Source organism: Cupriavidus sp. 05N39, assembly GCF_056397325.1.
Window position 1 is genome coordinate 47,561 of record NZ_JBFTNE010000028.1, and the last position, 22,864, is coordinate 70,424.

General features: G+C 64.7%; 27 protein-coding genes, 2 tRNA genes and 1 pseudogene. 14 read left to right on the plus strand and 16 right to left on the minus strand.

Features of this window, described 5'->3' with window-relative positions; genetic code table 11:
• Nucleotides 1-98 precede the first annotated feature (98 nt).
• The 5 genes from AC1DN0_RS15795 to AC1DN0_RS15815 are packed head-to-tail and all read left to right on the plus strand — an operon-like array spanning nucleotide 99 to nucleotide 2,031.
• Entirely contained in the window at nucleotides 99-509 is a 411-nt protein-coding gene (locus tag AC1DN0_RS15795) for a hypothetical protein (RefSeq protein ID WP_477110962.1), read from the plus strand.
• A complete protein-coding gene (locus tag AC1DN0_RS15800; protein WP_477110961.1) occupies nucleotides 502-981 on the plus strand; it encodes a glycoside hydrolase family 24 protein in 480 nt (159 codons plus the stop codon). The genes AC1DN0_RS15795 and AC1DN0_RS15800 overlap by 8 nt, the downstream gene beginning before the upstream one ends.
• Nucleotides 978-1,376, plus strand: coding sequence for a ubiquitination-like system serine protease family protein (locus AC1DN0_RS15805; protein ID WP_477110960.1), 399 nt, complete (start codon nucleotides 978-980; stop codon nucleotides 1,374-1,376). Before AC1DN0_RS15800 ends, AC1DN0_RS15805 begins: the two co-directional genes overlap by 4 nt.
• Nucleotides 1,376-1,777, plus strand: coding sequence for a hypothetical protein (locus AC1DN0_RS15810; protein WP_477110959.1), 402 nt, complete (start codon nucleotides 1,376-1,378; stop codon nucleotides 1,775-1,777). The genes AC1DN0_RS15805 and AC1DN0_RS15810 overlap by 1 nt, the downstream gene beginning before the upstream one ends.
• Nucleotides 1,774-2,031 (plus strand): hypothetical protein, encoded by a 258-nt coding sequence (locus AC1DN0_RS15815; protein WP_477110958.1) that lies wholly within the window; start codon nucleotides 1,774-1,776, stop codon nucleotides 2,029-2,031. The genes AC1DN0_RS15810 and AC1DN0_RS15815 overlap by 4 nt, the downstream gene beginning before the upstream one ends.
• 3 nt (nucleotides 2,032-2,034) lie before the next feature.
• On the opposite strand, the gene AC1DN0_RS15820 is transcribed toward AC1DN0_RS15815, so the two are convergent.
• From AC1DN0_RS15820 to AC1DN0_RS15830, 3 genes are all read right to left on the minus strand, one after another.
• Nucleotides 2,035-2,259, minus strand: a complete 225-nt coding sequence (locus AC1DN0_RS15820; RefSeq protein ID WP_477110957.1) for a DUF2188 domain-containing protein — start codon at nucleotides 2,257-2,259, stop codon at nucleotides 2,035-2,037.
• A gap of 134 nt (nucleotides 2,260-2,393) precedes the next feature.
• Complete coding sequence (locus AC1DN0_RS15825; protein ID WP_477110956.1) at nucleotides 2,394-2,618, minus strand: DUF2188 domain-containing protein; 225 nt, start codon at nucleotides 2,616-2,618, stop codon at nucleotides 2,394-2,396.
• A gap of 196 nt (nucleotides 2,619-2,814) precedes the next feature.
• Nucleotides 2,815-3,021, minus strand: coding sequence for a DUF2188 domain-containing protein (locus AC1DN0_RS15830; protein ID WP_477110955.1), 207 nt, complete (start codon nucleotides 3,019-3,021; stop codon nucleotides 2,815-2,817).
• Between the two features lie 535 nt (nucleotides 3,022-3,556).
• Between AC1DN0_RS15830 and AC1DN0_RS15835 the strand changes: the two genes are divergently transcribed.
• Nucleotides 3,557-3,712, plus strand: a complete 156-nt coding sequence (locus tag AC1DN0_RS15835; RefSeq protein WP_477143895.1) for an excalibur calcium-binding domain-containing protein — start codon at nucleotides 3,557-3,559, stop codon at nucleotides 3,710-3,712.
• 494 nt (nucleotides 3,713-4,206) lie between these two features.
• Here the strand turns inward: AC1DN0_RS15835 and AC1DN0_RS15840 are convergent, their stop codons facing one another.
• From AC1DN0_RS15840 to AC1DN0_RS15865, 6 genes are read right to left on the minus strand one after another with little or no spacing between them, the layout of a single operon-like run.
• Nucleotides 4,207-4,863, minus strand: coding sequence for an SOS response-associated peptidase (locus tag AC1DN0_RS15840; protein WP_477110952.1), 657 nt, complete (start codon nucleotides 4,861-4,863; stop codon nucleotides 4,207-4,209).
• Nucleotides 4,864-4,890: 27 nt separating this feature from the next.
• Entirely contained in the window at nucleotides 4,891-5,154 is a 264-nt protein-coding gene (locus AC1DN0_RS15845; RefSeq protein WP_477110951.1) for a hypothetical protein, read from the minus strand.
• 19 nt (nucleotides 5,155-5,173) lie between these two features.
• Complete coding sequence (locus AC1DN0_RS15850) at nucleotides 5,174-5,509, minus strand: hypothetical protein (RefSeq protein ID WP_477110950.1); 336 nt, start codon at nucleotides 5,507-5,509, stop codon at nucleotides 5,174-5,176.
• Nucleotides 5,510-5,514: 5 nt separating this feature from the next.
• Nucleotides 5,515-5,901, minus strand: a complete 387-nt coding sequence (locus AC1DN0_RS15855; protein WP_477110949.1) for a hypothetical protein — start codon at nucleotides 5,899-5,901, stop codon at nucleotides 5,515-5,517.
• Nucleotides 5,902-5,922: 21 nt separating this feature from the next.
• Nucleotides 5,923-6,183, minus strand: coding sequence for a hypothetical protein (locus AC1DN0_RS15860; protein ID WP_477110948.1), 261 nt, complete (start codon nucleotides 6,181-6,183; stop codon nucleotides 5,923-5,925).
• Nucleotides 6,184-6,186: 3 nt separating this feature from the next.
• Nucleotides 6,187-6,453: a hypothetical protein gene (locus AC1DN0_RS15865; protein WP_477110947.1), complete on the minus strand. Its 267-nt coding sequence runs from the start codon at nucleotides 6,451-6,453 to the stop codon at nucleotides 6,187-6,189.
• Nucleotides 6,454-6,588: 135 nt separating this feature from the next.
• Between AC1DN0_RS15865 and AC1DN0_RS15870 the strand changes: the two genes are divergently transcribed.
• The 5 genes from AC1DN0_RS15870 to AC1DN0_RS15890 all read left to right on the plus strand — a co-directional run bounded on the left by AC1DN0_RS15870 (nucleotide 6,589) and on the right by AC1DN0_RS15890 (nucleotide 8,950).
• Nucleotides 6,589-6,672: transfer RNA gene (locus AC1DN0_RS15870), tRNA-Leu, on the plus strand.
• Nucleotides 6,673-7,001: 329 nt separating this feature from the next.
• Complete coding sequence (locus AC1DN0_RS15875; protein ID WP_477111097.1) at nucleotides 7,002-7,292, plus strand: hypothetical protein; 291 nt, start codon at nucleotides 7,002-7,004, stop codon at nucleotides 7,290-7,292.
• Nucleotides 7,293-7,643: 351 nt separating this feature from the next.
• On the plus strand, nucleotides 7,644-7,895 hold the full coding sequence (locus AC1DN0_RS15880; protein WP_276288260.1) for a hypothetical protein: 252 nt from the start codon (nucleotides 7,644-7,646) through the stop codon (nucleotides 7,893-7,895).
• 143 nt (nucleotides 7,896-8,038) lie between these two features.
• Entirely contained in the window at nucleotides 8,039-8,407 is a 369-nt protein-coding gene (locus AC1DN0_RS15885; protein WP_441627282.1) for a hypothetical protein, read from the plus strand.
• A gap of 288 nt (nucleotides 8,408-8,695) precedes the next feature.
• On the plus strand, nucleotides 8,696-8,950 hold the full coding sequence (locus AC1DN0_RS15890; protein WP_441627280.1) for a hypothetical protein: 255 nt from the start codon (nucleotides 8,696-8,698) through the stop codon (nucleotides 8,948-8,950).
• 2 nt (nucleotides 8,951-8,952) lie between these two features.
• On the opposite strand, the gene AC1DN0_RS15895 is transcribed toward AC1DN0_RS15890, so the two are convergent.
• Together AC1DN0_RS15895 and AC1DN0_RS15900 are read right to left on the minus strand one after the other, a co-directional pair.
• Complete coding sequence (locus AC1DN0_RS15895) at nucleotides 8,953-9,534, minus strand: DUF2939 domain-containing protein (protein ID WP_441627278.1); 582 nt, start codon at nucleotides 9,532-9,534, stop codon at nucleotides 8,953-8,955.
• A gap of 94 nt (nucleotides 9,535-9,628) precedes the next feature.
• The gene (locus tag AC1DN0_RS15900; RefSeq protein WP_477110946.1) at nucleotides 9,629-14,509 is read right to left on the minus strand and encodes an NAD-glutamate dehydrogenase; all 4,881 of its coding nucleotides are present in this window, start codon (nucleotides 14,507-14,509) and stop codon (nucleotides 9,629-9,631) included.
• 379 nt (nucleotides 14,510-14,888) lie between these two features.
• On the opposite strand from AC1DN0_RS15900, the gene AC1DN0_RS15905 reads away from it, so the two are divergent.
• A complete protein-coding gene (locus AC1DN0_RS15905; protein WP_441627274.1) occupies nucleotides 14,889-16,403 on the plus strand; it encodes an acetyl-CoA hydrolase/transferase family protein in 1,515 nt (504 codons plus the stop codon).
• Between the two features lie 52 nt (nucleotides 16,404-16,455).
• On the opposite strand, the gene AC1DN0_RS15910 is transcribed toward AC1DN0_RS15905, so the two are convergent.
• From AC1DN0_RS15910 to AC1DN0_RS15930, 5 genes and pseudogenes are all read right to left on the minus strand, one after another.
• Nucleotides 16,456-16,578 (minus strand): hypothetical protein, encoded by a 123-nt coding sequence (locus AC1DN0_RS15910; RefSeq protein ID WP_441627272.1) that lies wholly within the window; start codon nucleotides 16,576-16,578, stop codon nucleotides 16,456-16,458.
• A gap of 99 nt (nucleotides 16,579-16,677) precedes the next feature.
• Nucleotides 16,678-17,061: a hypothetical protein gene (locus AC1DN0_RS15915; RefSeq protein WP_441627270.1), complete on the minus strand. Its 384-nt coding sequence runs from the start codon at nucleotides 17,059-17,061 to the stop codon at nucleotides 16,678-16,680.
• 285 nt (nucleotides 17,062-17,346) lie between these two features.
• Nucleotides 17,347-18,321: a tripartite tricarboxylate transporter substrate binding protein BugE gene (locus tag AC1DN0_RS15920; protein ID WP_045240072.1), complete on the minus strand. Its 975-nt coding sequence runs from the start codon at nucleotides 18,319-18,321 to the stop codon at nucleotides 17,347-17,349.
• Nucleotides 18,322-18,703: 382 nt separating this feature from the next.
• Nucleotides 18,704-18,779, minus strand: a tRNA-Lys gene (locus AC1DN0_RS15925).
• 61 nt (nucleotides 18,780-18,840) lie between these two features.
• Nucleotides 18,841-19,711: pseudogene (locus AC1DN0_RS15930) on the minus strand (DUF2252 family protein).
• Between the two features lie 371 nt (nucleotides 19,712-20,082).
• Between AC1DN0_RS15930 and AC1DN0_RS15935 the strand changes: the two are divergent.
• A complete protein-coding gene (locus AC1DN0_RS15935; RefSeq protein WP_477110945.1) occupies nucleotides 20,083-20,991 on the plus strand; it encodes a LysR substrate-binding domain-containing protein in 909 nt (302 codons plus the stop codon).
• 184 nt (nucleotides 20,992-21,175) lie between these two features.
• Nucleotides 21,176-22,561: an 8-oxoguanine deaminase gene (locus tag AC1DN0_RS15940; protein ID WP_441635211.1), complete on the plus strand. Its 1,386-nt coding sequence runs from the start codon at nucleotides 21,176-21,178 to the stop codon at nucleotides 22,559-22,561.
• Nucleotides 22,562-22,864: the final 303 nt, after the last annotated feature.

Consider the following 22,864-nt stretch of genomic DNA (forward strand, 5'->3'; position numbering starts at 1 on the left):
GGCGGCCAGAGAGGAATCCTTCTTCGGTGGGGTCAAGTTTTCTTTCGTTATGCCGTGTGGCCCGCCTCGTGCGGGCATTTTCATTTCCGGGGTTACAAATGTCTGAACCAATCAGCGGCAGCGCCGCAGCAGGGGCCGCGGGCGCGGCTGCATTCAAAGCAATCGGCGGCACCGCCGGCGTGGCGGCCGGCGCAAGCGGTCTGGCGGCAATCGTGGTGATGATCATGATGCGGCCGCGCAGCACAGCGGAATGGGCTGTCGCGCTGATCTCGACGGTGGTATCGAGCGTCGGTGGCGGGGCGGCGGTGGTGCAGCACTACTCCCTGCAGATCTGGACGCAGGACTACATCGGGCTGGTGGCGCTGTTCGGCCTGGTGTTCGCCTGCGGGCTGCCTGGCTGGGCGGTGGTCCGCTGGCTCTTCAACTTCATTGAGCGGCGTCGCGACAAGGATCTGGCCGAGGTTGCTGAGGACGTGCGCGATGCAGTAACTGGGGGCAATCATGGCTGATATGGACACCCCGAACATCCGGCCATTCCTGGACACCATCGCGGTGTCCGAGCTGGGCCGTGCGCTGCTGGCGAAGTCCGACAACGGGTACAACGTGCTGGTCGGCAGCAAGCCGGCGGCGCCAATCCTGTTTCACAGCTACGCCGACCACCCGCGGCGGCTGATTCAGATCCGGCCCGGCCTGTCCTCGACGGCCGCTGGCCGCTACCAGCTGTTGGCGCGCTACTACAACCCGTACCGGCAGCTGCTCGGCCTGGCCGACTTCAGCCCAGCGTCGCAGGACCGCATCGCCGTGCAGCAGATCCGCGAGCGCCTGGCGCTGCCGCTGCTCGCCGCCGGCCGGTTCGACGAGGCTGTCTCCCGGGTGCGGAACATCTGGGCGAGCCTGCCGGGCGCCGGCTATGGCCAGAACGAACACTCGCTGGACTATCTGCGGGGCGTGTACCTGAAGGCGGGAGGCCTGCTGGCATGAGCGCGCTATCGAAAGTCCTGCGGCAGCCGGCGGCCGGCTGCCTTTCCTTCTGGTGCCCAGGCTGCGGCCAGTCTCACCAGATCCAGCATGGTGACGGGCCGGGCCCGCGCTGGGGCTGGAACGGCGACGTGGAGCGGCCGATATTCACCCCCAGCGTGCTCGTGACGGGCACGGATTTCACCGAGGCRGGCGAGGCCGAGTACGAGCAATGGATGGCGGCCGGGTGTCCGCCGCTCGACGGGCGCCGGTTCGACAGTCGCGCGATCGTCTGCCATTCGTTCGTTGGCTGCAGCGGAGCGCAGCCCGGCGAGATCATCTTCCTGGGCGACTGCACGCACGTGCTGGCGGGCCAGACCGTGCCGCTGGCCGAGTTTCCGGAGGGATGGGGATGCTGATGCCGACGATTCCATGGCGCTCCTGTGGCGTGGCCGCGCTGCTCGGCGCCGTGCTCGCGGTGGTGCTGGCTTACCTGCTGTATTTCGCGCCGCGCGCGGAGGCTGCCAGCCAGGCGCTGCAGGCGGCCACCGAGCGCGCCGGCCGCGTGCAGGATGCCAACGAGAGGTGCGCCGCCGACGTGGATAAGGCCAACGGCGCCGTCGCGGCGCTGAAGGCGGCGGCTGCGGCGCGCGCTGGGCAGCTTGCGGAGGCGCTGGCCCAGGCCGCGGGCCGCGCAGCGGCGGCGGAGGGCAAGGCCGCCGACCTGGCGCGGCGCCCGCCGGCCAGACCGGCCGACCTATGCGGCTCGCTGGACGAGTTGCTGACCGAGGCGATCAAAGAACGGAGGGCCGGGCGATGAAGAGCTTCTTGGTGCTGGGGGCGTTGCTGGCGGGCTGCGCCGGCGCTCCGCAGGTGATCACGCAGACGAAGACGATGGAGGTGCCGGTGGCGGTGCCGTGCAAGGTGCAGCCGGTCGCGCGGCCAGCATGGGCGCTCGATCAGATCGATCCTGCGGCGGACGTGTTCACGAAGGGGCGGGCGGCGCTAGTGGAGGTGCGTCAGCGTGCGGCTTACGAGATCCGACTGGAGGCGGCGGTGGCCGCGTGCCAGTAGTAGCTATCCCCAGTTGTTTCGTGGATTGCGGCCGCACGTATCGCGCTTGCGAACGCGGCCATCGAGGCCATGGATCAGCAATTCGACCTGCTCGCGGCTGGCCTTCTCCTTGCCAGCGTCGATGGCTTCCTGCTCTGTATCGTAAAAGACCACGCTTTGCTCTGTGCTTTCCACGTCAACTGCCCAACGCTTTCCAGTCGCGGGCATCACATGAATGTCTCCTTTCATCGTCGTCTCCTACAGCGGTTTATCCCCAACTTCTAGACTGACGGCGAGATGCCGGCTATCAGGTAGCGTCCGACAGCACGAAGCAAGGAGGGAGGGCGCAAGGTGGCCGGCATCACGGTAGCGGGCAATGCACCTCAATGCATCGAAGTGGACTGGACGTTCATGGACTCGAGCTCGCTAGGATGCTCATCGATTCCATGAATCAGGAGGCAAGCATCTTCTTGCATAGCTATGAGGACGCCAGCAGAGATGGCTGCGCCTCGTGACGGGTATTTGACACGCTGACTTTCGGGGGCATCGGTTTCCACGGCCCAACGACCGTCTTCGCCAACCAACACCAGGACGGTTGTGATCGACATGTTCACATCCTACAGAGTGGACATATTTCTCTTCTAGGAAAGTTCGCGCGACAAAGATATCAGCGCTCGTCTGATTTTCGCGAATCGCGAAAGCATAAGGCCGCATACGGCACGAAGAAAAACGCCCCGCCGATAGAGCGAGCGGCGAGGCGCAAACAGGCAGGCTCATGTTGGACCTGCCCGCTGGGGTAGTACTTCAATGCTTCATGTCGCTACTAAAGCGGATTTGGCCGTCCTTGCCATGCACCAGCAACTCAACTTTTTCGCGCTCGGCAAGCGCGGTCCCAGCTTTGATCGCATCTTCCATGGTGTCGTAGTGGAATCGCGCGCGCGCGGCACCATCCTGCCTGACATCCCAGCCCTTGCCATGAGGTATGACGTGGAAGTTGCCCTTGTATGTCATGGCGATCTCCTAAAGTCAGGCTTGCCTCAAGCCGCCAAGGCGAGTGCTGGACGTATCAACCGCCCCTTGCCGCTCCTTTCCTCTAACATGAGATCGACACCCTTGCGGGCTGCTAGGGCACTTCCGACGCTCAACGCCTCGTCTAGACTTTCGAACTCGAGGATTGCGGTGGTTGCGCCACAGACCTTTAGAACCCAACTGGCATTTACGGCACAAACCGTGATGTCGCTTGGCATCTCAGAATCTCCTGGAAAGAGATGCCTTAAGGCTAGGAGGGGTCGCGAGAAACTGCCATCGGACACCGTCCTACCTATTAGTCGGCACCTGAGCAGCCCCAGCAGACTCTCTTCACACACAATGGTCTTGATGATAAGTGCGCGGTGCATGATGAGTTGCTTGAGGCAATCGCGCATGTCGCCCGGTACTGATCGGTGTAGCTGTCGTCGCTGCCTGGTTCTATTTCAAGCAATCCACCAAGGTTGAACAGGCTGCCCAGCCTGTTCAACCCGTGATTGAAGCGAAAGCACCTACTGCTGTGTCGCCGGTCTTTCAATGCAAGGGGAAGCAGCACTGTAGCCAAATGACTTCGTGCGAGGAGGCCCGTTTCTACCTGCGCAGTTGCCCTGGCGTGAAGATTGACGGCGACGGAGACGGGATCCCCTGCGAAGTGCCACCACTGCAGTGTTCGTAGATGGCGGTGGCGCAGTGCGCGACGTATTAGATCCGGCTGGAGGCTGCCGTGGCCGCTTGTCGGTTAGCGCGCGGTGGAGCAGGGGAGGCGGCTGGCGAATCTGGAGAACGAGTTGAGGTAAAGCGTAGGTGCCCTGATGCGCTGATGCGCTGATGCGCTGGTGGTCGGCAGCACCTTAGAGGGAGAAAGGGGTGTAGGCGCAGGGAGATGGCGCCTACACCTCGGAATAGCAACAAGGGGGTCCAATCTGTTGCCGTAGTTAATGATAATGCGTCGCATCAACAACAAATACCCCACTAGCGATGGGCGCGACGGAGGGCACCGGCGTACGGACCTGGCGGACGAGGTGCGGGCGCGCTGGCGGTAAGAAAAAAGCACCCGCGGCCAGGAGGAAGCGGGTGCTGAAAGGAATGCGGGGCAATCGCGTTTGCCCTGAGTCAATCTAGTGGAGTTAGGTCCGATAGAACATAACTCTCTTGGCGGGATTGGCAGGGCTACTCGGCAGCCTTTGCTCGCGGCGCGCGCGGCGCCGCCTCGGCATCCATCAGCTCGGGCGGGTAGGGCCGCATGAAGCTGCGCGCCCGGTCTGGATCCCGACAGGTTAGCCAGTCGTCCCATTCCGCCCGCGGCACGATCACGATCATCCGTTTTTCCTTGCCCGGCGCATGGAAGCGGTTCATCACCGGGTGCTTGTCGGAGTTGATGGTCAGCATCGTGAAGCTGAAGACCTCGGCGCCGGCCTCGCCCGGCCAGGCGCGCCACAGGCCCGCGATGGCAAACTCGGGCTCGTCCTTCAGCCAGATCCGCCACCGGACCGACTTGGGCCCGGATTCGTAGTTCGGCTCGTAGAAGCTGGTTGCCGGCACCAGGCAGAGCTGGCCTTTCTTCCAGGGCCCTGAGAACGAACGCTTCTCGCCGACCGTCTCTGATCGCGCATTGGTGGTGTCGAACTTGGCCACGCCCGGCGGGATCCGGCTCTTGGGCACCATGCCGAAGGTCCCAACCAACGCCTGGCGCGCGCCGCCGTTGCTGACGATGATCGGTGCGGCATAGTCCGGCCAAGTCTCAGGCGGGTAGTCCAGAGGAGGCGGCTCGACGCCGTAGACGTCGCGCAGCAGTTGGCGCTGGACTGGGGCGTAGTTGTTGCACATGACATCTCCAGTGTTCGTGGTCGCTGCCTATCTCAACACCTCGTACTCCCAGCCGTGGTAGCTGTAGAGATACTCCCCACTGCCATCTCGGTCCGTTAGCTTTGCCAAAAGCCGGAATTTTGTGCCAACGGGATAGTCCTTTCCAAGCCTTCGTGCGCATTCGACGCTCATCGTTTGCGGATATTTCTCGCCGGCCACAGGCCTGAAGTGAATCTTCCCGCGGCGGCCAGAAAGATCAGTCGGGTAGTAGCTCTCCACGATGACGAACTCGTATGAATTGTCCTGCGCCATCTTCTCCTCTCCTTTTGGGTTAGTCCCTCCGGTTTTTCTTGCGAGTGTAGACGCTTTGCATCGGCGGCCCGAAGAACTCCCGCTCCCAGGCCTCCCGCTCTTCGATGCACGGCTCGCCCCGAATTTCGGCCCGGAAAGTCTCCAAGATCTGCATGTGCGACGTGTGGCAGCCTCCGCCGTACGCCCGCTGCAACTGGTTGGCCCGCAGCAGCAGGACCTGCAGGCGGTGGATGTCCCACAGCAGGTCCCGGACCTCGGGGCAGGGGTTGCGCATATATATAGCGCGCAACTCGCCGGCCGTGCGCTTCGGGTACTGGTAACGGCCATCCGGGCCGATGGGGAAGCTGGGCGCCATGGCGATTACTTCGCCGCCGGCTGTAGCACGCGCATCGCCTTTTCGGCCACTCGCCGGTGCTTATCCCGTGCCTCCGCCCAGCTTGCTGACGTGAAAATCTTGTCGACACTGGGAGCAATGAGGTGCGTCAGGAAGACCGGGGTGTCCCACGGGCAGAAGCACGTCCAGACGCGGGCATTCTGATCTGGCAGATCGGTGCGCAGCACGAATCGTTTGAACCAGCCCGTCAGGAAGTCGAGATGAACCTGCCGCTCTAGTTCCTCCACCGGCTTGCCGGAAGGGTCGAGGATGTAGGATCGCGTGCGGAAGGGGTCGCCATAAAGATCTGGTGTGCCGCCGCGCACGGCGTGACGCAGCGCACGGATCCAGTTCTCGGGGGTATCGGGTGGCATGGCGGTGCGCGGTACGGATATTCAGCGCCGGGGGAACCGCGCGCGTAGGGGCGGCTTGACCACCGGTCGGGAAACCTTGATCCGGTGGTGCTGGCCGTCCTGCTCGAAAGACAGGTAGTCGGCCGTCCACACCATCTTCTCTATGTGGCGGGTCTCGATGCCATGCACGGTCACCGCGTTGGCCGTCACCGTAACGTTCTCGCAGTCCAGGCGCAGCTCGGCCGTGTCACCGGGAAGGAAGTGGGATTCGAGGAAGATGGAGGCAGGACGGAAGGTGGTCATGGCTTAGTGCTTCCCGCGAACAACGGGCTTGACCACGAAATCGGGCGCGTTAAATTCGATGCGCGGAATCTCGCCTTCGGCTTGCAGACGACGCACGTCGACATGGACATGGGCGGCTATGTGGCCGTGCATGGCCTTACCAAAGGCAAGGCCGCCAATATGGTACGAGCCGCAGGAGGGGCAGACATACGAATAGCCGTCGTGTGAGCGGAGGGGCGCTCGCTCGGCAGGTGATTTGCATAGCGGACAGTCGGCAGATTCGTGGGTCATGGCGGTCTCCTGTGTGGAAATACTGTACATCCATACAGTATAGCGCCATCCAAGATCTGGGGCGGCATCGACGCGCAACCCGCATGCAGCCGTGCCTATTTCTTGTGCTCCGTCTTGGATGAAAACATCACAACATGAGGTGTAGCAAGGCGTAGCGGGTATTTTCCGACCTGCATGGGGTGCAGGTGGTCGGAGGTTCAAATCCTCTCGCCCCGACCAAATTAGAGCCCACGTAATCAATCGATTACGTGGGCTTTTCTCATTTCTGTTTCTGTATCAGCGCGGTCGCCAATGATGTTGGCGAACTCTTATATCCGCCTGCCATAACTTGGCTCTGGGTACGCATACCCAGAATCGGGCATGCGCCAAGTGAGCCCGTCTTGCAGCGCAAACAGGTTTGTCGGGAAGTGCTGGCCGCTTCTACAATCAACCCATCGACGGCGCGGCATACATGTCTTGCCGGGCAGGAGTTCGCGGCCCACGGCGCCGGGCAGCAGACCTCACCGGATGCCGCTTGTGCTGACTTTTGCGAATGACAGGAGTGCATGATGGCCAAACGCGAGCGCGCCGCCCGCGCCTTGCAGGACGAGGTAAGCCGGCGCATCCAGCGCATCGATGACATCATTGAGGACGGCGCAAAGATCCGGGTGCCTGTGCCGCAAGCGCATGCACGCGATGCGAGAGGGCGTAACTGGGATATGAAGGTCTTCGGCAACGCCGCAGGCTACGAACGGAGTATCCGGGCCGTGGTGGACAAGGCACGCGACGAATTCGACCTGAACGAGGTGCCGGGCCAGCAAAGCGCTGATCCCTTCGGCACTCCCTCTTCGCCGGAGTAAGGGCTTCGTTGGAGTAACGACATGCAGGCTTGCGATCCCTGCCACCTTCTCGTTGGCGCACCGGCCACGGTGCAGCCGCATGAGAATCTGGCTGCATCCGGTGCGGGCGCGCTTGGCTTGGACATCAATTCACGTTGGGTGGACCGGCCATGGCGCTGCACGGTCTGCGGCGCCTGGATGTTCCAGAATGCTGCCCACGGCGAGCCGCCCAACGTCTGGCGCATGGGGCGCCGCCCGCAGGATCGCCCCCAGGACCGGACTTAGACCCGGCGGCGGGTTCGCGCCGCCGCTCTCCCTGGCCGGGCGCTGCGCTGCGGCATGCTACGATGGCCGCAAAGGGAGACGCTACTCATGAATGAATCCAGAACGCAGAACTACCGAGGCTACGTGATTTTGATCTCGGTGCAGCAGCAGGAGCGGGGGTGCCTGGTGAACGCCTCGATCGTCCAGGAGGCCAAGGGGGCGGTGCGCAATCCTTCGCCCTTGCAATCCTGGGAGGGGCATGAGCAGGGCGAACTGCTGGAAGTGGCCGATCGGGCTCAGGCGCGCGCATGCCGGCTGATCGACGCGACCGTGGACCACGTAGCTTATGCCGCGGGTTGATTGATCGTCGTGCCTGTGCCCGCTGGCACGATCGGTTGCTGGTTTGTCTTGCGCCGGATGCGCCAGCCGGAGCATTGTTCGTATTCGGCAGAAGTTTTGAGGGTGGGCCTACATGGCGCGGTCTGGCGGTCGTTAATCCCGATATGAAATCATTCGATGCTTGCGAAGACGGCGCGGCCAATGCCGATGTCATGGGCTGGGGGTCTTCGCCCCCCCACGTATTGGCCGCCGTGCTCAATACTGCCCTGGCAGCAGAAGATCTGGACGGCTTCGCCGCGCTGTTGTCGGATATGGCGCGCGATCGCGGCTTCAAGGGCGCGCGTGGCTCGCACCAGTCCATCTACGATATGCCCTACGCCAGCCTGCTGCCGCGCCAGCAGCATCTGCTGGCCGATGCCTTTGAGTTGCTGATTCGCCTGGGCCTGGAGCTGCAGCCCCGCAGGCCGCGCGTGCTGGGCGATATCCGGGGCGGGCTCCTGGCGCACGGCAATCACGAGATTCCCTCCGACTAACGGGCACGCGGACCGGCTGGCAGGGCGGGCGTGCTGCGTGCTAGCATCTCGCGAAAACGGGGCGTTGACGCAGCAATCGACCGTCACAGCGGACAGCCATGGTCAATGGCATGCAGGTCCATCTGTGGCGCAACGCGGCCTTCAGTCCTGAACAACCAGATCGCCGCACTGATGGCGACGTGTCGCCCGGTCCGATGCCGATCCCGACCGGGCGATGATGCCGACACGGCCCGCGCGCGCACGGCCGTGGCGTTCGAGGGGAGCGATCGCGTGTTGTGGAGGTATGTTATGGACGAAGACGAACCTTTCGGGGTTGTGTTCGAGGATTTTCGCGTCATCTGGGTGGCCGAGCGTTTGCAGGACGGCACATGGACCGCGCGCTATTGCTGGAGCCCCGGCACCTCCGAGGCCTCCGGCAACGCACTCCGGGCCGCGGTGCTCGGCGGCAAGTCAAAGCGGCTGCTGGGGGACTTCAAGACCGAAGAAGAGACCGTCGACGCCATTAAGGCGGCGGTGTTGCTTGAGGCGAAATGGGGGCGGTGAAGCTAGGGCCTGGAGAGTTCAGGCAGCACGATGCTGCTCCATTTCCAGGTCCATAGGCCTTCTCGCTTCAGGCCGATGACAACGCGTTCGCCGTTGTCCTTGGTGGCGGAGGCTTCGACGCTGCCCCAGCCACGATAAGACAGGCCGTATTTGAGCGCATCCCTTGCGGCCTCCTGCTTTGCCTGTCCGGCCGGCTCGCTATTAATGCCCGGCGGGGCGGGAGGTGCGGGCTTCGGCTGCGCCTGCGTGCCGGGCTTCTCGCCGGCCATCAGCGCCATGACGCCGGCGGGCGACACCATGGTGTCGATCATGGTGTTGATGACCGCCAGGCCGATCGCTTGCCCGATACCGGCAAAGGGCATGTTCTGCAATCCGGTCCCGCCAAGCTTCTGCTGCAGGGACAAGTTCAGCTGTGCCTTCAGGCTTTCGCGCAGGGCGGGATAGTCGACATAGCGGGAGAACTTGTCGGCATCCCGCGCTTCGATGGCGGAGCGCATCTGGTAGAGCGCCCAGTACGGGCTGGCGTAGCTGCTGGCAGCGACGGCGATCACCGCCGCGATGGCGGCTTTGGCAGGTTTGTTCATCGGGTTCCCGGTTGGAGCGCATGCAACGGTACAGCGAGGCTGTACCGTTGCTGGCTGACATTCCGCCATTGTCTCCAATCGGCAGCGTCTGCGTCTACCCGCCCGGCTGGCTGCGCTCCAGCAAGCCGATTTCCCGCACGGCTACCGACAGCATCGACAAGCCGGCAGCGCCCGTTGCACGCTGGTCTGCCAGCATGCGCGAGAAGCGCTCGATCTGCGCCTGCCGGCCACCTCGCCATGCCTCGATGAGCTGGGCCGGGGTGTCCAGTTCCTGCGGTTGCGCCAGCACGCTTACCGTCAGCGCGCGCTTGAGGCGGCCGAGATCTTCCAGTGTCGTGGTGCGTGCCAGCAGGTCCCAGTGGCTCTCGGCAGGCAGTGCCAGCGCGCGTTCGCGCAGCCAGCCGAAGCTGAACTCCGTGTCGAGCGCGAAATACACACCTGCCACCAGCGCCAGGCTACGCTGCGTGGCGCCGGCTACCTCGGCAATATCCAGCGCGGCAGCGGAGATTTCTCCCGCAGCCACGCACAGGGCCAGGCCATCGCCCACGCCGGACTGGCTCAGCGCCTGCCGCCGCTCGGCCAGCGCCGTGGCCTCGGGGCCGGCCAGGAGCGCGGGCAATTGCGGCGTGAGCCATGCCGCGGCCTCCGCGTAGCGTGCGCTGTGGCTGTCTGCCGGTCCGCCTGCCTGAGGATGCCGCAGGAACCAGAGGCTGGCGTGCTCCAGCAGCCGCCCCACAGCGACGAACATTTGCGCCTGTACCGCGTCGTCGACACGGTTGTCCAGCGCGTCGATGTCCGCCCAGAGTGGCTCCAGGCGGAACACGTCGCGCGCGATCAGACAGGCGCGCACGATGTCGGCGGGACGCGCATCGGTCTCTTCCAGCATGCGATGGACAAAGGTGGCACCGACACGGTTGACCAGTGTATTGGTCAGGTGCGTGGAAAGGATCTCGCGGCGCAGCGGGTGGCGCAGCATGGTGTCGGCATGCCGCTCGCGCAGCGGCTGCGGGAAGTAGGCGGGCAACAGGCCGGCCACCAGCGGGTCCTCGGGCAAGTTCGAGGCAAGCAATTCGTCATACAGCCACATCTTGCTGTAGGCCAGCAGCACCGCCCGCTCGGGCGAGGTCAGTCCCAGTCCGGCGGCCTTGCGTTCCGCCAGTTCGTCCTCCGTTGGCAGGAATTCCAGCGCGCGCTTGAGGCGGCCTGCGCGCTCCAGCCAGCGGATCAGCCTGCCTTCCGCATCGATCAGCGAGGCGGCGTTGCGGCCCGCCACGGACAGCGCCTGGGTCTGGTAGTAGTTGTCTTCCAACACCAGCAGGCCGACCTCGTCCGTCATTTCCGCCAGCAGCTTGTTGCGCTGCTTTTCGGTCATCTCGCCATCCGCCACCGCCAGCCCGAGCAGGATCTTGATATTGACCTCGTGATCCGAGCAATCCACGCCGGCGGAATTGTCGATGGCATCGGTATTGATGCGTCCGCCATTGAGCGCGAATTCGATGCGGCCAAGTTGCGTGAAGCCAAGGTTGCCGCCTTCGCCGACTACCTTGCAGCGCAGCTCGGCGCCGTTGACGCGGACCGCGTCGTTGCTGCGGTCGCCCACTTGCAGGTGGCTCTCGTGGCTGGATTTGACGTACGTGCCGATGCCGCCGTTATAGAGCAGGTCGACCGGAGCCAGCAGGATGGCGTGGACCAGTTCGGCGGGCGACACCGTAGTGGCTGTGATGCCAAGGCAGGCTTGCACCTCGGGTGTGATGGCGATGGTCTTGGCGGTGCGTGGAAACACGCCGCCGCCGGCCGAGACCAGGCTCATGTCGTAGTCGGCCCAGCTGGAACGCGGCAGCTCGAAGATGCGCTGGCGTTCGCGCAGGCTGGAAGCCGGGTCGGGGCTGGGGTCGAGAAAGATGTGGCGATGGTCGAACGCGGCCACCAGGCGGATGTGGGGCGACAGCAGCATGCCGTTGCCGAAGACATCGCCGGACATGTCGCCAACGCCGGCGACGGTGAAATCGGTAGACTGGATATCGATGCCCATCTCGCGGAAATGGCGCTTGACCGATTCCCACGCGCCACGCGCCGTGATGGCCATTTTCTTGTGGTCGTAGCCTACCGAGCCGCCTGACGCGAAGGCGTCGCCGAGCCAGAAGCCGTACTCGGCTGAGATCGCGTTGGCGTAATCCGAAAAGCTCGCCGTGCCCTTGTCCGCGGCGACCACCAGATAGGGGTCGTCGCCGTCCTCGCGCACCACTTCCGGGGGCGGCACCAGGGTGCCGGCGACACGGTTGTCGGTCACGTCCAGCAGGCCGCGCAGGAAGGTCTGGTAGCAGGCAATGCCTTCCTGCAGGAAGGCGTCGCGGTCGGTTGCCGCCGGCGGCCGCTTGACCACGAAGCCCCCCTTGCTGCCCACCGGCACGATCACCGTGTTCTTCACCATCTGGGCCTTCATCAGCCCCAGCACTTCGGTGCGGAAGTCCTCGCGCCGGTCGGACCAGCGCAGGCCGCCGCGCGCTACCGGGCCGCCGCGCAGGTGCACGCCTTCCACGCGCGGGGAATAGACCCAGATCTCGAACATTGGCCGCGGCTCGGGCAGGCCCGAAACCAGCGCGGGGTTGAACTTGAACGAGAGGTAAGGGCGTGGCCCGCCATCGGGGCCTTGGCGGAAATAGTTGGTGCGTACCGTGGCATTGATCACGCCCAGGAACAGGCGCAGGATGCGGTCCTCGTCCAGGTTGGGCACCTGGTCCAGGGCGGTGCCGATGGCTTGCAGCAGGCGCTCGCAGCGCGCCGCGCGGGCGCTTTCCGCGACGGGATCGAAGCGTGCCACGAACAGTTCCACCAGCCGCGAGGCGATGGCCGGGTTGCCGGTCAGGGCCCGTTCGATATAAGCATCGCTGAAGGTCGATCCGACCTGGCGCAGATAGCGGGCATAGGCGCGCAGGATGGTCACGTCGCGCGCGGCCAGTTCGGCGCGCAGCACCAGCCGGTTGAAGTCGTCGTTCTCGATCTCGCCGTTCCAGGCGCGCGCGAAGGCATCCTCGAACAGCGCCTTGATGCGTGCGATATCGGCGCCGAGGTCGATGCCGGTAGCCACGCCATCGGCCATTTCCAGCCCGAAATCGTGGACCCATACCGGCGCCGCGCCGTTGGGCTCGACCAGGTAGGGGCGCTCCTCGTCCACGCGCACGCCGAGATGCTCGAGCATCGGCAGGCTGAGCGACAGCGCGATCGGCTCGCGTGCCCGGTAGACCTTGAAGCGGAACGCACCCGGCGCGGCTTCGATCGGCCGGTACAGGTTCATGGCGATGCCGCCGCTGGCCTGCGCCGCTTCCATCAGTTCGATATCCCGCACCGCGGTGCGAGCCGGGTAGTCCTCGCGATAGCCGGCGGGGAAGGCGTCGCCGTAGCGGCGCAGCAGGCGGTTGCCTTGCTCTTCGCCGGTGCTGTCCAGCAGGGCGGCGGCAAGGTCGTCCTGCCAGCGGCGGGCGGCCTGCACGATGCGCTCTTCCAGCTCCGCGGCGTTGACATCGGGCATGGTGCCGGGATCGCCGCGCACGATCAGCTGGATGCGCGCCAGCGGCGACTCGGAGAGTTGCGGCGTGAACTCGCAGCTATTGCCGTGGAAGGCGGTCATCATCAGCTTCTGGATGCGCTGGCGCAAGTCGGTGTTGTACTTGTCGCGCGGCACGAACACCAGGCAGGAGACGAAGCGGTCGAAGCGGTCGCGCCGCACGAACAGGCGAATGCGCTGGTGCTCCTGCAGGCGCAGGATGCCCAGAGAAATGCCGAACAACTCATCTTCATCGGCCTGGAACAGTTCGTCGCGCGGGTATTGCTCGAGGATGGTGACCAGCGACTTGTAGAGATGGCCCTTGGTCAGGAACCCGGCGCGGGTCAGGATATTCTCGAACTTGCGGCGTACCAGAGGGATGTCCGCGCTGGACATCATGTAGGCGGTGGAAGTGTAGAGCCCCACGAAGCGGCGCTCGCCGAACAGTTTGCCGTCGGCGCCGATGAGCTTGACGCCGATGTAGTCCAGGTAGCCGGGCCGGTGCACGGTGGCCCGCGAGTTGGCCTTGGTCAGGAAAATCGGCGAACTGCCCTCGATGACGGTGGTGGCCGCCGCGGGCAACTCGGTGAGCGTGTCCGCGTCGGGCGTGCGCAGGCTTTCGCGCAGGATGCCGGCACCGGAGCCAGCCACGCCACGCAGGTAGAAGCGGCCGTCCTGGTTCACGAGTTCGTAGTCGCGCTGGCCCAGGAAGCAGAAATGATCGTCCAGCATCCATTCCAGGAAGGCGCAGGCTTCCTGCGTATCGGGCTGGCCGCCCTCCGGACCCTGTGCCAGCTTCTCGATGGTGGTGCGCGTGATGGCCGTCATCTGCGGCCAGTCTTCCACTGCGGCGCGCACATCGCCCAGCACGCGCGCAATGCCGCTGCGCAAGGCTTCTTGCGTGGCAGCATCGCCGCAGCGATCCACTTCGAAATGGATAAAGGATTCGAGGCGCGGGCCGCCGGCGGGTTCGTTCGTGGCCGCGTCGCCCTCACTGCCTAGCCCCACTTTCGCAATGGTGCCGTCCGCGTTGCGCCAGACCTGGAAGACCGGGTGAATCGCCGAGTGCAAGGCCAGGCCAAGCCGGTTGACCTCCATGGTGACGGAGTCGACCAGGAACGGCATGTCATCGTTGACGATCTCCACCACCGAGTGATCGGAGTGCCAGCCGTGCTGTTCAAGATTGGGGTTGTAGACACGCAGCCGCGCGTTGCCAGGGACGAAGCGCTGGGCGGTCTGCCAGTGCGCCATGACCGCGCCGTAGAGATCCGCTACCTCCCGCTTGAGCAGGTCTTCGGCATCGGCCAGGTCGTAGTAGTGGCGCAGGAAAGGCTCGACCTTGACGAACGTGTCGCCGGGCAGGCGGCCCTGTGCAAACTGGATGAGGTCGGCCAGCAACTGGGCCAGTCGCGCTTCGCTTTCCGCCAGCATGGTGTCTCCCCCAGACGGCTTGTTTCGGCAGTTTCATGCTGGGATAACCCGGCGTGGCACCGATGCGCGGTGTCCTCGCGGTGGCAGCATGACCGTGCTAACTACTGTAGAGCATAAAGGGGGGCGCCGCGCACAAAGTGCGCTGCACGCCTGTGGGGAGCTGCCGCATGGCGAGGCGCTGGCATGCGAAAGGGTGGCTATGAAATTTACGACTGGTTTTTATGATTTTATATCTTCGCAGGAATGCTTTTCCCGTGGCTACACTGCTTACCTGCGCCTTACCGGCCGGTAGGACGCGCGAGCCGAGCGGGGCACCGGGTCCTGCCACTGCGCGCGGTACAGCCCCAGCCGCCGGGACAGGCATCATGGAGACATAAAGATGTACAAGGAACGTATCCGGCTGGCCAGTCTGCTCGACAAGGTGATGCCGGCCCAGGCCGCGGCGGCGATGATCCGGGACGGCATGACCGTGGGCATGAGCGGGTTCACCCGCGCCGGCGACTGCAAGGCGGTGCCTGAGGCGCTGGCGCAGCGCGCGGCGACCGAACCGCTGCGCATTACGCTGATGACCGGCGCTTCGCTGGGCAACGACACCGACAAGCTCTTGGCCGAAGCCAATGTGCTGGCGCGGCGCTTGCCGTTCCAGGTCGACACGACCTTGCGGCGCAAGATCAATGCGGGCGAGGTGATGTTCATCGACCAGCATTTGTCGGAGACCGTGGAGCAACTGCGCGGGCGGCAGATCGCGCCGGTGGACGTGGCGGTGGTGGAAGCCGTGGCGATCACCGAGGAAGGCGGCATTGTGCCAACCACCTCGGTGGGCAATTCCGCGAGCTTTGCGATGCTGGCCAGCAAGGTGATTGTCGAGATCAACCTCAATATGCCGGGCGGCCTCGAGGGCCTGCACGATATCTACCTGCCTGCGCAGCGCCCCCACCGCGAGCCGATCCCGTTGGTTTCGGTGGATCAGCGCATCGGCTTGCCCTATATTCCGGTCGATCCCGCGAAGATTGCGGCCATCGTGATCACGCAGAAGGATGACAGTCCATCCACCGCGCAGCCGCCCGACCGGGAAACGCGGCAGATCGCGGGGCACCTGAACGATTTCCTCCTGCATGAGGTCCGGGCAGGCCGGCTGGCGCCGTCACTGCAACCCCTGCAGGCCGGCATCGGGACGATCGCCAACGCCGTGCTGCATGGCCTGATTGATTCGCCGTTCCGCGATCTCACGATGTATTCGGAAGTCTTGCAGGACAGCACGATCGAACTGCTCGATGCCGGGCGGCTGACCTTTGCCTCGGCTTCATCCGTCACCTTGACCAGCGCCGTCTACGCGCGCTTCCTGGCAGACCTGGAGCGCTACAAGTCACGCGTGATCCTGCGCCCGCAGGAGATCAGCAACCACCCGGAGATATTGCGCCGGCTCGGCCTGATCACCATCAACACGGCGCTCGAGTGCGATCTCTATGGCAATGTGAATTCCACCCATGTGGGCGGTACGCACATGATGAACGGCATCGGCGGCTCTGGCGACTTTGCCCGCAATGCGCACATTTCCGTATTCGTCACGAAGTCGGTGGCCAAGGCCGGCGCCATTTCCAGCATCGTGCCGATGGTTTCGCATGTGGACCACACCGAGCATGATGTCGATGTCATCGTGACCGAGCATGGCCTGGCCGATCTGCGCGGTCTGGCGCCGCGCGAGCGCGCGCAGCAGGTCATTGCCAATTGCGCCGATCCGCTGTATCGGGATCTGCTGCGTGATTACGTGACGCGCGCCGCGCGCCGCGGCGGACATACGCCGCACCTTATCGAGGAAGCGCTGGCCTGGCACGCGCGCTACCGCGAGGAGGGCACCATGGGCGGTCCCCAGGCAGCGCTGGCGGCTGCGTAAGCGGCGCGCGATTTTCCGGCGCCTCGTCCTCCCCGGGTATCCCTGGTTCTCCCTATCCCTTGAAGATAAGCACTGCCAGCACCAGGGAGGAAGCCATGAGGATCAGCACGTCTAGCATGATGGTCTCCGAAAAGGAGAAGGCCTGCCACGCCACGCAGCGGGGAAACCAGTGCATGCGGCAAGCGATGCTGGCCTGATCCTGCCTGCCTCCCGCAGGCCGGACAGTGCGCTGGCGCACCGTCCGGCGGGACGGCCTGCTGCCTGTGCCCGCGGCTTACTGCTTGGTCTTGGCGCCGTCGGTATAGGGATCGAACGAGCCGGCCTTGGCGCCGTCGGTGTACGGGTCGGGTTTGCCGGCCTTTGCTCCGTCGGTGTACGGGTCGAACTTGCCGGCCTTGGCGCCTTCCGTATAGGGATCGGCCTTCTTCTTGGTGCCGGAAGCGTTCAGGTTCGACTTGGTCGATTTCTTCGCGCCATCGGTGTACGGATCGAACTTGCCGGACTTTGCGGCGCTTTTATTGGGGTCCGTCTTGTTCGCATGGGCGCCGCCGTAAAGGTCGCCGCCTTCCGTGTAGTTCTTCTGGGCGTGCGCCAGCTGCGCGCCGCCAAGGGCTGTCAGGGCGGCGATCGTCAGGGCGGCTACGGTCTTGTTGCGCATATTCATCCTCGTGAGTAATGAGTAGTGGCCACGGGCAGGGGGCATGGCCGCATAAATGGTCGTTTGACCGGAAGACTTTACCGACTTGGGATGACCCTGCGAAGTTAATCTTTCTTCCCACTGTATTGAACCACTTTGCGCCCGCGCGGCTTCTGAGCCAGATCAAGTCCGGCGGCATCTTCCTGGGGAAAGTCGTGGAGGGGAGAACGGGGGGCTGGGTGACAGTACAGCCGCAGGCACTGGCCCCGGCAAGGCCCGGCCGCAGGCGGCCGGGCCCTCCGGTCCTTATTCCAGCGTAATGTTCTGGTCGTGCGCGATCTTCTTGCGCAGGTCCAGTTCGCGCTTGATCTGCGCGGCGTATTGCTGCGGCGTGTTGCCGTCGGGATAGGCGCCGCTCTCGGCCAGGCGGCGTTTCACGTTCGGATCCTGCAACGTCTTCACGGCAGCGTCATGGACCTTGGTGATGATCGCGGCAGGCGTGCCGGCAGGCGCCACCAGGCCATACCAGGCCATGTTGTTCATGTCCTTCATGCCGGCCTCGGCGAACGTCGGCACGTCAGGCAAGCCCTCCACGCGCTTCGGCGCCGCCACGGCGAGGGCGCGCAACTTGCCAGCCTGGATATGCGGCATGGACGACGGCAGGTTGTCGAACTGGCCGCTGACCTGGCCCGCCAGCGTGTCGTTCAGGGCCGGACCCGATCCCCGATAGGGGATGTGGACCATATCCGTCTTGGTCAGGAACTTGAACAGTTCGCCGTCGAGATGGGAGATGCTGCCCTTGCCGGCCGACGCGTAGCTGTACTTGCCGGGGTTGGCCTTGACCAGCGCGATGAACTCTTGCAGGTTCTTGGCCGGTACCTTGGGGTTGATCGTCAGCACGTTCGGCACATTGACCAGGTTGGTAATGGGCGCGAAATCCTTGATCGGGTCGTAGGGGTTGCGGGCGTTGGTAGCCGGGTTGGTCGCCATGGTGCTCACCGTGGCGATACCCAGCGTGTAGCCATCGGGCGCGGACTTGGCGAGGGCATCGGCGCCGATCGCACCGCCGCCGCCGCCGCGGTTTTCCACCACCACCACCTGGCCAAGTTCGCGGCCAATGCCGTCGGAGACCGCGCGGGCAACGATATCCGTGGTGCCGCCAGCGGCGAACGGCACGATCAGGCGGATCGGCTTGTTCGGATAGGTTTGCGCCATGGCGCTGTGGCACAGGCCAAGGAGGGCCAGGCAGGCTGCGCTGCCAACATTCAGTACTGCTTTCAAGAGAGGCTCCCGAGGGTTCTAAGTATGTGAGCGGACTGCTCGGCCAGGCGCGGGATGCGGCGATCTGYGTCGACGTTGCCCTTGTTTATCCCGCCGACGCGCCGCAACGTTGCCGCGGCAAGGGCTGCCGCGGAACGCTGGAGTTTTTTGGCTGGTTCCGTGATGCGGAACCATGTTCCGCAATGTGCTCCAGGCGCAATTCAACCGTGAAAGCTTGGCCGGCGGAATTGGTATCAACCCGCGTATGGATCGCAGCGCGGAGCGGGTAGGGCGAACGTATCGGCAGCCGCGGAAACTTGCATTGCGCGGCTTGGGCGCCGATGAGCCAAATGGAAATGAAAAAAGCCGGAAGCATTGCTGCTTCCGGCTTTTTGGAATTCGCTGGTGGGGCGTGAGTGACTCGAACACTCGACCTACGGATTAAGAGTCCGCTGCTCTACCAACTGAGCTAACGCCCCAACGAAGTCCAAGATTATAGCTAGGCGATTGTGACTGCGCAATACCTATTTTGCTGTTTTTTCAAAGACCCCCTGTCTGGCCCAGTGCGAACTTGCGGCAGTGTTCGAGATAGCCGACCTCGTGGCTGGCTATCAGGCCCAGCACGCTCGACCAGAGCCAGGACGGGGCATCGAGTTGCTTTGACCGGTTGCGGGCCAGTTCGGCTAGCCAGCCGCGTTGGGTGGCGAGATCCATCTGGCGCGCGTGGGCGTTGCCGACCACCTCGCCGAGGTACATCGCGACGCGGCTGGCCTCCTCCTGGGGCAGCGTATCGATCTCCAGCTTCAGGTCCTGCGGCAGCAGTTCACGGATGAAGACCGCCTTGTCGAGCAATTGCGCGGAAAGAATGCGATCGCCCAGCGCCGGCGAGAGATGGCGGGCGCCTTCGGCCACGCGCGCGCCGTTGTCGTGCGGCATGCTGGCCTTGGGGTAGCTCGGTGCGGCTGCCTTCGCCGCCTCCTTGATGTCGATCAGGCAGATTTCTGGGCCGGGGCTGTCATTGCTGTCAACGGACAGCAGCACGGCGAAGCGCAGGCGGCCCAGGGAGCTGCAACCCTTGACCCAGTAAGCGGCATCTATCACCTCCACGCGCGCGCCTTCGTCGCGAGAGGTCAGCAGCGTGGCAAGGTGGGCGATCTCGCGCCGCTCGGTGGGGGCCAGCCGCCAGAACCGTTTGCCGAGCGGGATGGAAGGCGTGGTATCCCGCAGGCGTTCACGGGATATCCGTGATCGGCCCGAGATTGCCCACATGGCAGTCGCCGCAGATCCAGATCTCCGGGTCCTCGGGCAGCGCGTGCGGCTGCCTGGCCGCCAGCCACTCGTAGAACTTGCGCGTATTGCCGCGCACGTAGGCGTGGGCGGAGCGCGCCATCTTCAGGTTCCGGCACCGCATCAGTTCATCCTCGCGCTTTGCCGGGCCGGGCCGGGCAGGCCAGGTTTGCCGCTGCGCTTGCCGGTGGCTTTGCCGGCGGCCCCGCCTGAGGCTTTCGGGTGCGTCTTCCTGTCGGACTTCGCAACGGGCTTCTTGTTGCTTGTCTTGGATGTCATGGTGTCGGGGGCGTCGCGCGCTGGCAAGAGGAAAGGGCCGGGCTGGCAGCGTCGGCCGTCCGGCGAACTGATGTCAGCGTACTCCATGCCATGCCGGCTCGCTGCCATTGTCACTCGCCCGCGGGCGGCCGGCGCGCATGGCCAGCGGCTACAATGCGCTCGTCTTCCATGTCCGCGGCCGCCGCTGCCGCGTCGAGCCAGAATCCGGAGCCCGTCATGCATGCCAGAGTCCTGCGCTACCTCGATGAGGTGGTGAACCGCGGTTCGATCCGCCAGGCCGCGCTGCATCTGCACGTGGCGCCGAGCGCGATCAACCGGCAGATACTGGACCTGGAGACTGAACTGGGCGCACCGCTGTTCGAGCGCATCAACAAACGCCTCCGGCTGACTCCGCTGGGCGAGATGGTGCTGGCGCACGTGCGGCAGACGCTGCGCGAGCACGAGCTCTTGCGCAGCCGTATCGCGGCCGTCAAAGGTGTGCGCCAGGGCGAAGTGACAATCGCCACGACCGCGGGGCTGGCCGGGTCGCTGATGCCTTCGCTGGTGCACGGCTTCCGCCAGCAATATCCGGGCATCCTGGTGCGCCTGCTGGATCTGCCCGTGGTGGACATCGTCAGCACCGTCGAGCGCGGCGATGCCGACCTCGGCCTCGCCTACGAACTGCCCGACATCGCGGCCTTTCGCATCCTGGCCAGCAGTGACTGGCATATCGGCGCGGTGGTCTCGCCCTCGCACGCGTTGGCTGCGCAGCCTTCGGCGCTGCTAGGTGAATGCCTGGCTTACCCGGTGATCCTCCCCGCGCCGTCGCTGTCGATCCGCGCCATCCTGGACGAGGCCTTCGCGCGCGCGGCCATGGAGGTGTCGCCGGTGACCGAGACCACTTCGACGGCATTGATGCGGCGCCTGGTCATGCTTGGGTCCGGCGTCGCTTTCCTGAACCCCCTCGATGTGCTGGAGGAGCGCGCGCGCGGCGCGCTCGCATGGGTGCCCTTGCGCGACGGCAAGCTGCCGTGCCAGACGTTGCGGCTGGTGGTGCGCGCGCGCAACCCGCTGAGCCCGGCGGCGAGTCTGATGGCGGAGCGGATCGGCGCAGGTTTGGCGGAACTGTTTGGGAGCCTGCGCTAGCGGCCCGCTGGACCAGGCCCTGGCGCAACACGGTGGCTGTGCTGTTTTTGCGTACACCGTCGGTGGAATTCGATGCTTTGCGGCTGGCCGCCGCCGTCTTAGACTGTCTGGGCTGGTCAATACGACGCCGGCCGGCCAGCCCCGGCGCAGCATCGCTATCCACCCCTGATCCGAAGATCCCGTCATGACCCTCATCCTTATCAATGCAGACATCCTGGTCACCATGGATGCGCAGCGCCGCGAGATTCCGGGCGGCGCGCTGGTGGCCCAAGGCCCGTCGATCGAATGGGTGGGCGCCAGCGCCGAGTTGCCGCAGGAATACCGCCGGCTGATCGACGAAGGCCGCGCTGAGGTGCTCGACATGAGTGGCCAGGTGGTGATTCCGGGTCTGGTCAATACGCACCACCACATGTACCAGAGCCTGACCCGCGCCGTGCCGGCCGCGCAGGACGCGGAGCTGTTCTCCTGGCTGAGCAATCTCTATATGTTGTGGTCGCACCTGACGCCGGAGATGATCGATGTGTCGACCCGGACCGCGATGGCGGAATTGATGCTATCCGGCTGCACCACCACCAGTGACCATCTTTATCTTTACCCCAACGGCTCGCGCCTGGACGATTCGATTGCGGCGGCGGCGCAAATGGGCATGCGTTTCCATGCCGCGCGCGGATCGATGAGCGTGGGCCGCAGCAAGGGCGGCCTGCCACCCGACTCGGTGGTGGAGGAGGAGCAGGCGATCCTGAGCGACAGCCAGCGGCTGATCGAGCAATACCACGACGCTTCGCGCCATGCCATGCTGCGCGTGGTGGTGGCGCCATGCTCGCCGTTTTCCGTGTCGCGCGACCTGATGCGGGAGTCGGCGCTGCTGGCGCGCAACTATGGCGTGTCGCTGCACACCCACCTTGCCGAGAACGATAACGACATCGCCTACTCGCGCGAGAAGTTCGGCCTGACGCCCGCGCAGTACGCCGAGGAACTCGGCTGGGTCGGACCCGATGTGTGGCACGCGCACTGCGTCAAGCTGGACGACGAAGGCATCGCGCTGTTCGCCCGCACCGGCACGGGCGTGGCCCATTGCCCTTGCTCCAATATGCGGCTGGCTTCAGGCATTGCGCCGGTGCGCGCGATGCGCGATGCCGGCGTGCCGGTCGGCCTGGGGGTGGACGGCAGCGCTTCGAACGATGGTGCTCATATGCTGGGCGAGGTGCGCCAGGCGATGCTGTTGCAGCGGGTAGGATACGGGCCCGCCGCCATGAGCGCGCGCGAGGCACTGGAGATTGCCACCCTGGGCGGCGCGCGCGTACTGGGCCGCGACGATATCGGTGCCCTGGCGCCGGGCATGTCGGCTGACTTCGTGGCCTTCGACATGGGGCAGGTGGCTTATGCCGGCGCGGGCCACGATCCGGTGGCGGCGCTGGTGTTCTGCACGCCGGGCAATGTCGCCACCAGTGTGATCAACGGCAAGGTGGTGGTGCGCGACGGCGAGCTGCGCACGGTGGAATTGCCGCGCGTGCTGGCGCGGCACCGCGGGCTCGCGCGCGAATTGTTCGAGCGCGCGAGCGCAGGTTGATGCGAGTCCCGGATGCGGCGCGCGCATGACCCCACTCGAGTGGGGCTGCGTCATGTCTCCAATGTATTCAAACTAGGCGACGGGACGTTCTCCGAACGCCCCTGACCCTTCTCAGCCCGCCACAATTGTCGCGGGCTTTTTTTTTTGTATGTCTTTTTGATGAGATTTTTTTGGGGGGGCGGGGAGATGATGCGCCAATGAAAAAAGCCGGAAGCATTGCTGCTTCCGGCTTTTAGAATTCGCTGGTGGGGCGTGAGTGACTCGAACACTCGACCTACGGATTAAGAGTCCGCTGCTCTACCA

Bases quoted from the DNA above. Each gene is read 5' to 3' on its own strand.
- AC1DN0_RS15825 (WP_477110956.1), bottom strand. From the start codon at position 2,618: ATGTCGATCACAACCGTCCTGGTGTTGGTTGGCGAAGACGGTCGTTGG.
- AC1DN0_RS15935 (WP_477110945.1), top strand. From the start codon at position 20,083: ATGCATGCCAGAGTCCTGCGCTACCTCGATGAGGTGGTGAACCGCGGT.
- AC1DN0_RS15885 (WP_441627282.1), top strand. From the start codon at position 8,039: ATGAAATCATTCGATGCTTGCGAAGACGGCGCGGCCAATGCCGATGTC.
- AC1DN0_RS15875 (WP_477111097.1), top strand. From the start codon at position 7,002: ATGGCCAAACGCGAGCGCGCCGCCCGCGCCTTGCAGGACGAGGTAAGC.
- AC1DN0_RS15895 (WP_441627278.1), bottom strand. From the start codon at position 9,534: ATGAACAAACCTGCCAAAGCCGCCATCGCGGCGGTGATCGCCGTCGCT.
- AC1DN0_RS15880 (WP_276288260.1), top strand. From the start codon at position 7,644: ATGAATGAATCCAGAACGCAGAACTACCGAGGCTACGTGATTTTGATC.
- AC1DN0_RS15815 (WP_477110958.1), top strand. From the start codon at position 1,774: ATGAAGAGCTTCTTGGTGCTGGGGGCGTTGCTGGCGGGCTGCGCCGGC.
- AC1DN0_RS15860 (WP_477110948.1), bottom strand. From the start codon at position 6,183: ATGACCACCTTCCGTCCTGCCTCCATCTTCCTCGAATCCCACTTCCTT.
- AC1DN0_RS15845 (WP_477110951.1), bottom strand. From the start codon at position 5,154: ATGGCGCAGGACAATTCATACGAGTTCGTCATCGTGGAGAGCTACTAC.
- AC1DN0_RS15855 (WP_477110949.1), bottom strand. From the start codon at position 5,901: ATGCCACCCGATACCCCCGAGAACTGGATCCGTGCGCTGCGTCACGCC.
- AC1DN0_RS15820 (WP_477110957.1), bottom strand. From the start codon at position 2,259: ATGAAAGGAGACATTCATGTGATGCCCGCGACTGGAAAGCGTTGGGCA.
- AC1DN0_RS15830 (WP_477110955.1), bottom strand. From the start codon at position 3,021: ATGACATACAAGGGCAACTTCCACGTCATACCTCATGGCAAGGGCTGG.
- AC1DN0_RS15865 (WP_477110947.1), bottom strand. From the start codon at position 6,453: ATGACCCACGAATCTGCCGACTGTCCGCTATGCAAATCACCTGCCGAG.
- AC1DN0_RS15800 (WP_477110961.1), top strand. From the start codon at position 502: ATGGCTGATATGGACACCCCGAACATCCGGCCATTCCTGGACACCATC.
- AC1DN0_RS15890 (WP_441627280.1), top strand. From the start codon at position 8,696: ATGGACGAAGACGAACCTTTCGGGGTTGTGTTCGAGGATTTTCGCGTC.
- AC1DN0_RS15915 (WP_441627270.1), bottom strand. From the start codon at position 17,061: ATGCGCAACAAGACCGTAGCCGCCCTGACGATCGCCGCCCTGACAGCC.
- AC1DN0_RS15910 (WP_441627272.1), bottom strand. From the start codon at position 16,578: ATGCACTGGTTTCCCCGCTGCGTGGCGTGGCAGGCCTTCTCCTTTTCG.
- AC1DN0_RS15850 (WP_477110950.1), bottom strand. From the start codon at position 5,509: ATGGCGCCCAGCTTCCCCATCGGCCCGGATGGCCGTTACCAGTACCCG.
- AC1DN0_RS15810 (WP_477110959.1), top strand. From the start codon at position 1,376: ATGCCGACGATTCCATGGCGCTCCTGTGGCGTGGCCGCGCTGCTCGGC.
- AC1DN0_RS15900 (WP_477110946.1), bottom strand. From the start codon at position 14,509: ATGCTGGCGGAAAGCGAAGCGCGACTGGCCCAGTTGCTGGCCGACCTC.
- AC1DN0_RS15905 (WP_441627274.1), top strand. From the start codon at position 14,889: ATGTACAAGGAACGTATCCGGCTGGCCAGTCTGCTCGACAAGGTGATG.
- AC1DN0_RS15840 (WP_477110952.1), bottom strand. From the start codon at position 4,863: ATGTGCAACAACTACGCCCCAGTCCAGCGCCAACTGCTGCGCGACGTC.
- AC1DN0_RS15795 (WP_477110962.1), top strand. From the start codon at position 99: ATGTCTGAACCAATCAGCGGCAGCGCCGCAGCAGGGGCCGCGGGCGCG.
- AC1DN0_RS15940 (WP_441635211.1), top strand. From the start codon at position 21,176: ATGACCCTCATCCTTATCAATGCAGACATCCTGGTCACCATGGATGCG.